Annotated in this window: 5 protein-coding genes; 2 read left to right on the top strand and 3 right to left on the bottom strand. The window is 40.8% G+C overall.

Translation table 11 applies throughout. The annotated features are described in order from the left end of the window. Positions 1-242: 242 nt before the first annotated feature. The 3 genes from A3761_RS00950 to A3761_RS00940 all read right to left on the bottom strand — a co-directional run bounded on the left by A3761_RS00950 (position 243) and on the right by A3761_RS00940 (position 6,427). Complete coding sequence (locus A3761_RS00950) at positions 243-3,782, bottom strand: AAA family ATPase (protein ID WP_068749639.1); 3,540 nt, start codon at positions 3,780-3,782, stop codon at positions 243-245. 36 nt (positions 3,783-3,818) lie between these two features. Beyond that, complete coding sequence (locus A3761_RS00945) at positions 3,819-5,816, bottom strand: hypothetical protein (RefSeq protein ID WP_068739921.1); 1,998 nt, start codon at positions 5,814-5,816, stop codon at positions 3,819-3,821. Between the two features lie 158 nt (positions 5,817-5,974). Further along, positions 5,975-6,427 (bottom strand): hypothetical protein, encoded by a 453-nt coding sequence (locus tag A3761_RS00940; RefSeq protein WP_068739919.1) that lies wholly within the window; start codon positions 6,425-6,427, stop codon positions 5,975-5,977. Positions 6,428-6,702: 275 nt separating this feature from the next. Between A3761_RS00940 and A3761_RS00935 the strand changes: the two genes are divergently transcribed. Both A3761_RS00935 and A3761_RS00930 read left to right on the top strand, forming a co-directional pair. Further along, a complete protein-coding gene (locus tag A3761_RS00935; protein ID WP_068739917.1) occupies positions 6,703-7,737 on the top strand; it encodes a phage regulatory CII family protein in 1,035 nt (344 codons plus the stop codon). A 233-nt stretch (positions 7,738-7,970) separates the two neighbouring features. After that, positions 7,971-8,900: hypothetical protein (locus tag A3761_RS00930; protein ID WP_197472694.1), on the top strand; the 930-nt coding region annotated here is incomplete at its 3' end.

Below are 8,900 nucleotides of genomic sequence, written 5' to 3'. Positions count from 1 at the left end.
GTTTGAAGTTGACCTCTGTGAAATACTGGAAAATTAAACATTGAAATATCGACCGCACCGTCATTATTTAAAGCATAAGTTTCATTGCTGAGTAGCTCTGTAATGAATCTTTTTTGAGAAGTAAACTAATGGACCATAAGCCTTACATTTATCGTTTCGACGAAACATACATGTAAGTGTCTTTTCTCTTAGAATGCTGGCCATAGTTTGCTTCTCAATTCTATATGCGTCAGGCGAAATCATCACGATTTAGCACATGTATCGTTTTCCAGCTTACTATTAGCACTCATTATTGCGATGAACTCTTCTATTTCCATCGACTCTGCCTCGTACAGTTTTTCGCTCAGTGCTTTTAATCGTGCTTTATTTTCCTCTAATAGCTGTCTAACTTCTTGTTCGCTCTGATTCAGCCAAAACTTGATTCTATCGTTACAGCACTTCGCTAATGATGGGTCAGAATTCAGTTGCTCTGGATGCACCTGAAGCGCACCTATTTCTGAATCCAACCCCAGCTGCATGACAGCTTTTCGTGCCAAGTTATTCGCTTTCATTAAGTCGCTTCCAGCGCCATTAGACATTCCGGCTTCACCAAGCATTAACCTTTCAGCCTCTCTGCCTGCTAAGCAAACTGCGATCTGGCGAGAGATGTCTGTGCGAGTCATACCTAATTGCCCCGATGCATTATTTGACTCATCTCTCCATGCAACAAAACCTAAGCTGCCTGTTCTTGGTTGGATTGAAATGTAATCAATTGACACGCCTGGCAGTAAATAATGCATCGCCAGAGCATGCCCTGCCTCATGGCAGGCAGTTGACCATTTTTCTTCTTTGGCTAACGTTAGATCTTCTCGGGGCGTGCCGTAAACACGTTGCTCAAAAGCTTCCAGTATATCCTCTGATGTCGGATCACGATCTTCACCATCGGCTATATACACAGCATGTCGAATAGCGGATTCTATCGATGCTGCAGACTCTCCTTGCGTTCTTAGCACAAGCTTTTCTTCAGCTTCGTCAGGCAAAAAAACTTCCAGTCGCTCAATACCTTTTTGAATGAGTTGCTCACGTGCTTTCCTGTTGGGCAAGTCACAATCAATGGTCTCGTCAAAACGGCCCGGCCTGGTTAAGGCAGAATCTAAACTATTGGGAAAGTTAGTTGCAGCCAACACAAGAACAGGTCGAGAATGGCCACTGAAGCCATCCATTTCTCCCAACAACGTATTAACAATACCGTGGTAATCACCACTTCTTCTTTGCTGTCCAATTGCATCTATCTCATCGATAAATATGATTGAAGGCGCTAACCTTCTGGCATTGGCGAACAAATCTCTTAGTTTACTTTCTGCAACACCCGCCCCGGGGGATAATAATTCCGCCGAATTTATACTGAAAAAGGGTAAGCCACACTCCCCGGCAGCAGCCCGGGCCAAGAAAGTTTTTCCCGTTCCTGGAGGACCAGCAAGCAAGTATCCTCCGGGAGGTCTAAACCCAAAGCGGCCGATTCTACCAGGATGCTGTAACCAACCTATCGCTCTTGAAATCTGTCTGACACCTCTTTCATTACCAACAATATCACTGAATTTAAGATCGGGAATTTCGCCAAGCCCAGACATTTGGCCCTCATCACCAGGCGTTATAATCGGTTCTAAGCGTGTGAGTATGGTTTCTAATGTGATGTGGTCTGTCTTGGCCTTAGCTCGCCAATCAAACTGCAAGCGTTTACGCTCTCTGACAACAGCCTGAACAAGTCGCGCAAGTCTTCTTTTCTTGAGCATCAAAGTCACTTCATTAATAAAGTCTTCAGGTCTTTTGCTTTGATAGGTCAGAACCGCAGTTATTCCATCGATAGACTTTGCAGCTTTGATAGCCTTTTCTGTCACTTTGGCACGTCCAGGATCGCGACAGAAGGCGACGATAGGAACATCTAGAAATCTATTGCGCAGCTCCATAATCAGGCTTAGCGCTGTCGTACTCTTTAGCTGCGCCACATCATCTTCTATAAAGAGATCTATAAGAATTAGGTCTGGACGAAGTTCTTTACTCACTATTTGAGAGCTCATCTCATGAGCAATTCGTTTATGGCGGATTGGCAAACCAGCTTTAGCACAACCCTGAATAATTTGTGCTTCGGTTCTATCGTCATCATCGACAATGAGTACGGTTTCTGGGTTATCTAGTCCTCGATCGGCCATTAAGCTATTAAGAACATCTTCTAATCCACTTACCTTCACTGAGATATAAAACTCTTCTCCCGGTAAAGAAGAGTTTTCATAACATTCTAGAATCGGTTCCAAGCAATCTACAATATCAGACTCTGCGGCGCTATTAGCAGTTCGAGCAGATAGGTCAGGCAAACGCTTTAGTAGGTTAATGGTCGCCAATTCAGTTGAGCAATCAGGCGTGTCAACCGCCAGAGTTGATATCTCACTTGAACATCTTTTCCAAGAAGACTTATATATGTCTAGCAAATGTTCCGGACAAAGTGATTCAAAGACGAGTAAGTGCCCTTTACTCAGTCGATTCACGAACTCAGGAGATAGACCTTTATCGCTATTATTTTTATCTTGTCTTAGAAGCCCCCCAAGGCTGGTCGTATCCAGTGTTCCGAAAACCTGACCACTTTCACGTCTTTGTGAAAGCTCTTCACTCCCCAAATTCGTTGTAAACAGAATAAATGTTTGAGAGAAATCTACCCACTTAAAAGAAGTGCTATCCTGGCAGAGACCTCTGTCTAAGATTGCCAACAAAGATTGAATGATTTGCGGATGTGCCTTTTCAATTTCATCAAAAAGAATGACTGTTTTGGGGTAGCAATAAACTTGAGTAGTGAGTTCGCCCATAGATGGGTCAGCGTAAAATTGCCCCACACCCAACAGCGATGCAACAGCCTTTTCATCGGTATATTGTTGCATATCAAAGCGCAAGAAATTGAAGGGCTCACCTTCAACGTTTTCCAATTGCTCAGCAAAAGTTTCAGCAAGAAGCGTTTTTCCAGTTCCCGGCTCCCCCATTAATGTAAATATTGCTCTTGGCCCTTTGTTTACATTTAGCCTTGCTTGAGCATATCCATCACATAAGCTCTCCAATGCTTTGTCTTGTCCAGAAATGAATGACTTTAAATGGCTATTGAGACGTTTCGCCCTATCTCTATAAACCAAGTAATCACATGCTTTGTGGTTCTGTGTCACCCAATCTATACAAAAGTCAGATTGTTCACCGAATACCGTAAAGTAACCATTCAATAAACCCGAAAGATCACCCTCCATAATGCTTTTTTCTGCAGGCTTGAGCATTTTCTTCCATGCTTCAACGAGCGTATGATTCTTCGCCTGATAACCAAACCAGTCTAGATGGTCTTGCCCTCCAGGTGGTTTAAGCGTGACACTCTCAAGCAACAGTTTTCTCTGCGCTGCGATAGCGGAACCCTCATGCAAGAGAAAGGAGGGTCGACCATAGTAGAGACTAACGCCTCTCTGGATGATGGGTACTTGAAGCATGGCCAGCAAAAAACCAAGACCCGGATCTTCCAGGCCACAAACATCTATAAACTTAAGCTCATGAACGAGTTGTTTAAAAACTCTCATTCTTTCCTGCTCGGAAAGAGACTTGAGTTCCTTATTTATTTCGGCAGAAACAACAGGAATTAACTTTGATATATCAGATATCGAACTGTTAGTTTCGTTTGCATGCTCAAGATTTTCGATTTTTCTAGTGACATCTTCACCCTGTTTAATGTTCTGTCCATTCTCAGAAACGAGTGATGATAAATCTTCTTTTCTACTCATAAAGTCTTCACAACAAAAATGGTCTGGTTAATAAATTCACAAGGTATCGATAAACCTCTCAGCACGAGCACAAGCACTCTCTAGGTTTAGACCTAAAGGAGTCAAAACGTTATTTGGGCCAGCCTCTTCTTTGCTCATCACATCGCGGATGCTCTGAAGCTCTTCTATTTTTTTGTGAGCTTTATCTATTTTTTCGGTAACACTTCGAATACTTGACTTGGAAGAGGTGACTTCAAATTTTGCTTTTGAAACTTTAGACTTTAGCGCAATCATTGATTTCCTAATGCTTCCTTCTTTTTTTAACGCGTTCATCCATTCCTCTTCTTGTCTAAATTGATTCAAGCTATATCTATGCTCCTGCACTTGATCAAAAAGCATCTGTTTAGAATCCATTTCTTGTTGTAAATCTTCATAACTTTTTTCGTCAATATCCAGTGACGCTCGATGTTCCTTAACAAAAGCTTCGTACTTATCGATCATTTCTCTCTGATGATCAATTTGCCTATCAATTTGCTCTACTGAACCAATGCCATAGTCTTTATAACGTTGTGCTTGATTGATTCTTTCATTGTGTTGAGAAGCGGCCTCTTTAGATTTCGCTAAAATTTTTTCGCAGTGCTTTAACAACGGAACAATTTGAATATTCACGCGTTCCTTTATCTGATTTTTATGCTCTCCTGGGTCGAGCTTCATAAGCAGGCTATGGGAGTGCTGTAACTGAGTATCAAATCGAGCTAGCCATTTTTCATAAACACCTGCATAGCTCATATCGCCAGGATAAGGCAGGTACTTGATATTATTAATAGCAGAATCGAACGAATCGAAGGCTTTAAATACCGCCACTTCATACTCAAACGAAGCGTCATTAGGAATGCCATTTGCCGAACCCAACAGCCAATTTACGATGACTTTACTATCTAGTTCGATGGCTAAAGAGAGAGGCGAATAATAATAGCTTTGGTCGCGAATACTAAAATCTACACCTTGCTTTTGAAGCCATTCCACACTGGCTAGATTTCCACTTAGTACGGCCATGTGAGCTAAAGTCATATCAATCTCAGTCACTTCGGTCCCCAACCGGAAACGAGCGTTATGCGCTCTATAACAACTATCCTTTGCTACCAAATATTGCCCACAAGAATGAACACCACTCTTGCTTATAATGCTGGATGGAGCAATCGTTTTCTTCGATGGGCCATCGAGATTTCGTCCATGTTCAGCTTCCCAGCTTAGTGCTGGGGCGATACCTGGTAATTGTACGTCGCCAAGAAAAACTAGCGCTTCTATTAAGGTCCAGTCAGAAAAGAAAAATGGCTGCATTGAGGGGGTAGATAGTTTGGTCCACAGTCGGGTGCTTAGCGGAAAGTAATTGGCGCTGAGGTTAAGGTCAAAGCCGTAGTTTTTGTATATGGGCAGCAGCGTATCTAGAACTTCAGGATCACTATATCTTGAAATTAAACTAAAATATCCGGACTCATTTAACGTTAAGCCATACTGTTTGACGATAGTTTCCGGGTCAGAATTAAGCGCTTCTTTTATATCCAACGCAGTATTGTGTGTTTTAGTGACATCTATTTCTATTCTTTTACTGCTTTGCTCAATTCTTTGAGTACGCTCGTCAATGACTCTGACACCCCTATTTATATCATCGAGTTCATTCATTACTGCATCAAAAACGCGTTGAAAATCTTTTACACTTTCAATATTTGCAGCAAGCACGCCACCCTCTGGTTTGTTATTCTGAGACCAGTAATATGACCCAAACATTAGAATGGCAAGAATTGTTGTGGCTGCAATCCCAAGGCCCGGCCAGTCATCACCAAACTTCCTCTTGAGCCAAGCATCTTTATCAACAAGATGAAACCCTTCTATGAGCAACAAAGAAATGATAGCTGCTATCGCGATATAGTGCCCAAACTCGGCATATTGAATGAAGAAGTCTTGAACAACGCTTGTCAAGGTCGCTAGAGTACCAAAGAAGGCCGTCACCTTCGGGTGTTTGGTGTAATAACTAAATGCAGATACTAGGCTCATTCTCTCAACCGGATTAAAACGCTATGAACTTCACTCACGAAAATAAGTTGAACAAATGCTTCAACACACAAATCTTGTGTCCTCATTTTCTAGAATGATGTGTCTTCTTGGTGAATATATATTTGTGCATCGAGTCAATAATCAAAGACGCGGCAAAGCTAGTTCAATATATTCAGTGCTTTCGTCAGTTCTTTGAGAAGTAGCTTTTCTTGTTCGACCACTCTATCGTCAAACTTATCTGTTGAAGCACACGCTGCGGCAATATCAATGCAATAGCTCAATATGGAATCGCCTTTATCTTGTGCCTTACCAGTCTCTTTAAGCCAATCTATAGTGAGCTCTCTTATTTCACTAAGTAAGCCCTCAGAAGGTCGTACGTGTAGAAAACGGTTCAAAAACTCTCTCGTATCTTCTTTGGAGACAACGGTAACACCCTCGACAAGACTATTTAATTGAGCGACGTGCTTTTCTGTTATCTCATGAATAATAGATACTTCTTTACTCTGATTTCTTCCGTCAGCCCACATCACTTCGATAAGTGGCACCAGTTCGAGAAGGTAAGTATGCTGAGGCTTGAGGTCGTATCTTTCTATGAGGTGTTGTATCTTCAATTGTTTACCTTAGTTTAATTCTTGATTTATGCCGTTACCAAAAGTCTAGTCTGAGCATTGCTTTTAGCAAGGCACTCTTCATGACTCATCGTTTAATCGTTTTCTTTGCTAGATAGCGATTAAGAATTTAGTTCAATATATTTTTTATTTCATCGTGAACAAAAAAGCTTTTTCACAATAAGTCTGGGTTCTTAGATAAGCCCTTGAATAAACTGTTTTTTATACTTTAATTTTTCTAACGGTATTTTTCTTGATTTTAAAGTAGGAAACAACGAATGAGTTTTGGGTGGGAGCAATTTGAAGATTGGTATAGGGATTTTCGCTACGATATTCAGAATGCTGTTAACGAACTTGAGATAATCGACGAAAACAATAAAAAGCGTAAAAAAGGTGCTGCACTGCGATTCCTGATGCATGGGATTCTAAGCTCAGAAATAAGCGCTGGCACTTTGTCTAATAAGTTGACGCCTACCTCTGAAACTCATGATCTCAGTCTTTCAGAGGGCTGGCATATCATCAATATTTCAAACGATGTGAAAGCTTTGATGACTCTCTGCAGACATAAGAGCATTCTTTTGACGCCTCGAGTCAACAAATTGAATGTATCTGAAGAAGCACTCATACCAGTCTTCACCAATATGCGGCAGGAATTATCTGAAACACAAGACTTAATTCGTCGGTCAATTGAAGAAAAGAGTAGTGACAAAGGTGCGGTTTCCTTACCCACAAAGAATGCGCTAAAGCGTGAAGTTTATGAGGACTTCTGCGCAGCCATTGCAATGCTTGCTCACCTAGAAGCTATGATGATTGAGCACCAGAATTCAGATGAAGAAATTGATAACGATGCAAGATTTCAGCAACTGGCGATGAATATAAGCCAATGGTCTGAGAACTTAAAGAAGGACCCAATTCAATTTGAAGACTTTCTTGAGGTTACTGGTCTTCGTCGTGCAGACATGAATCGATTTGGTGACACCTCTAAGCAAGGTATACCAGCAATTTCACTCAAGCTTTTTCTTCGAACTATTGAGGCCGACAAATCTAACACCTTAGTTGAAGCGTTATGCCGTTCCTTGGATTTTCGCGTATTTCCTTTAGAGCCTAAAGGGGTGGATATAAGCTCCAAAAGTATTATTGACCATTTTGTAGAACTGGAAGGCCGTCAAGCGGATACACTTACAAAACTAAATCATGCCCTCAAAGATAAGCAGATTACTCAAGACGAGCTCAACGAGATTGCAGAAGAGCTAAGAGAAGAGTATGGAGCAGAACTGGCTTTGCTAAACATGCTTACCGAAATAGATGCTTAGTTAGAATGTGAAGTTTTTCGTTTTCTCATGATGAAATACCAACGCGTTGTAACTACTCTGAACAAAGTTGAACGGTCACATCGTTCCTTATTCAGAAATAACTTACATGTTGTACCACTAAAAAATCCCAATACCTTCGTGTGAACCTAAAGATTAATTAAAAGGAGAAATCATTGAGCAGCAGAAACTATTTGGGCCCTTATGCCTCGAAACTGAAGAAGGAACAAGAGGCTATGACATGGGCTATTCATAATATGAAGAAAACCGGAGAAAAATATTGGATAGATGACCGTTCGCGAGCCTATACATTATCAGATTTAATGGAGATTAGAGATAGGATTGATCAACGTATAAAAGGTTCACAAAGGTACTTTGAAAAAGTTGACAAAAAAGAATGGAAATACACACACGAGATTTTCATCGAGAAATTAGCTGAACAAGAATATGAGTACAGAATCCCAAACGATACTGAGAGATGTTTGACTAATGCGCTAAGGGACGTGAACGCCCTATCCAAAGGCTCTTCAAATAGCAAAAATCTACCCACTAGTATCTATGCTTATTTAAATGAAGCGCTAAACCTGTATAAAGTATCTAAGCTTCAGTGGATCCAACACCGTTTTTTTGAACTTGCTGCAACGATTGGATTTTTGAGTGGAAAAGACGCAATCCCTATTCCTGATTCACTAGAACCAAGCACAGAAAAAGTCTATCTCGACCGTTATGAGAAAATTCAAGAAGAATCAATAAAAGAAAAGCTACTTTATTTGAATGTTCGACCTGATGAGTTGGAGTATCTTAATGGGCAAGCTAGGCGATGTGGCATAGACGTTGCTCGAAGAATTGCTAGTAATGAAGCCGATAGGAATTCAACTAAAAAAAGACAATCGCATGTAACCCAAAAACCAACGCTGACTAGAAAGAAGCCAGTTAAATTTAATCTAGGATTTAAGCTAGACCAAGAGCTTAAACCTAGGAAAGAAAAAAAAGGGCCTAAATTTAAGCTAGGTTTCAAACTAGGCGATGAAACCAAAGAGCCAAAAGTTATGCAGCCAGATAAGCTTAGGAATGAAAAAATTGAATCCAAAGATAGCACTACAACTAATAGCAATAAAATCGAAAAGAAGGAAGCTAAATACAAATTACCAATTAATAAGCACCTC

The sequence above is a fragment of the Oleiphilus sp. HI0123 genome (assembly GCF_001635315.1).
The sequence above is the reverse complement of the archived record's forward strand: the minus strand, read 5'-3'. Positions and strand labels throughout refer to the sequence as shown.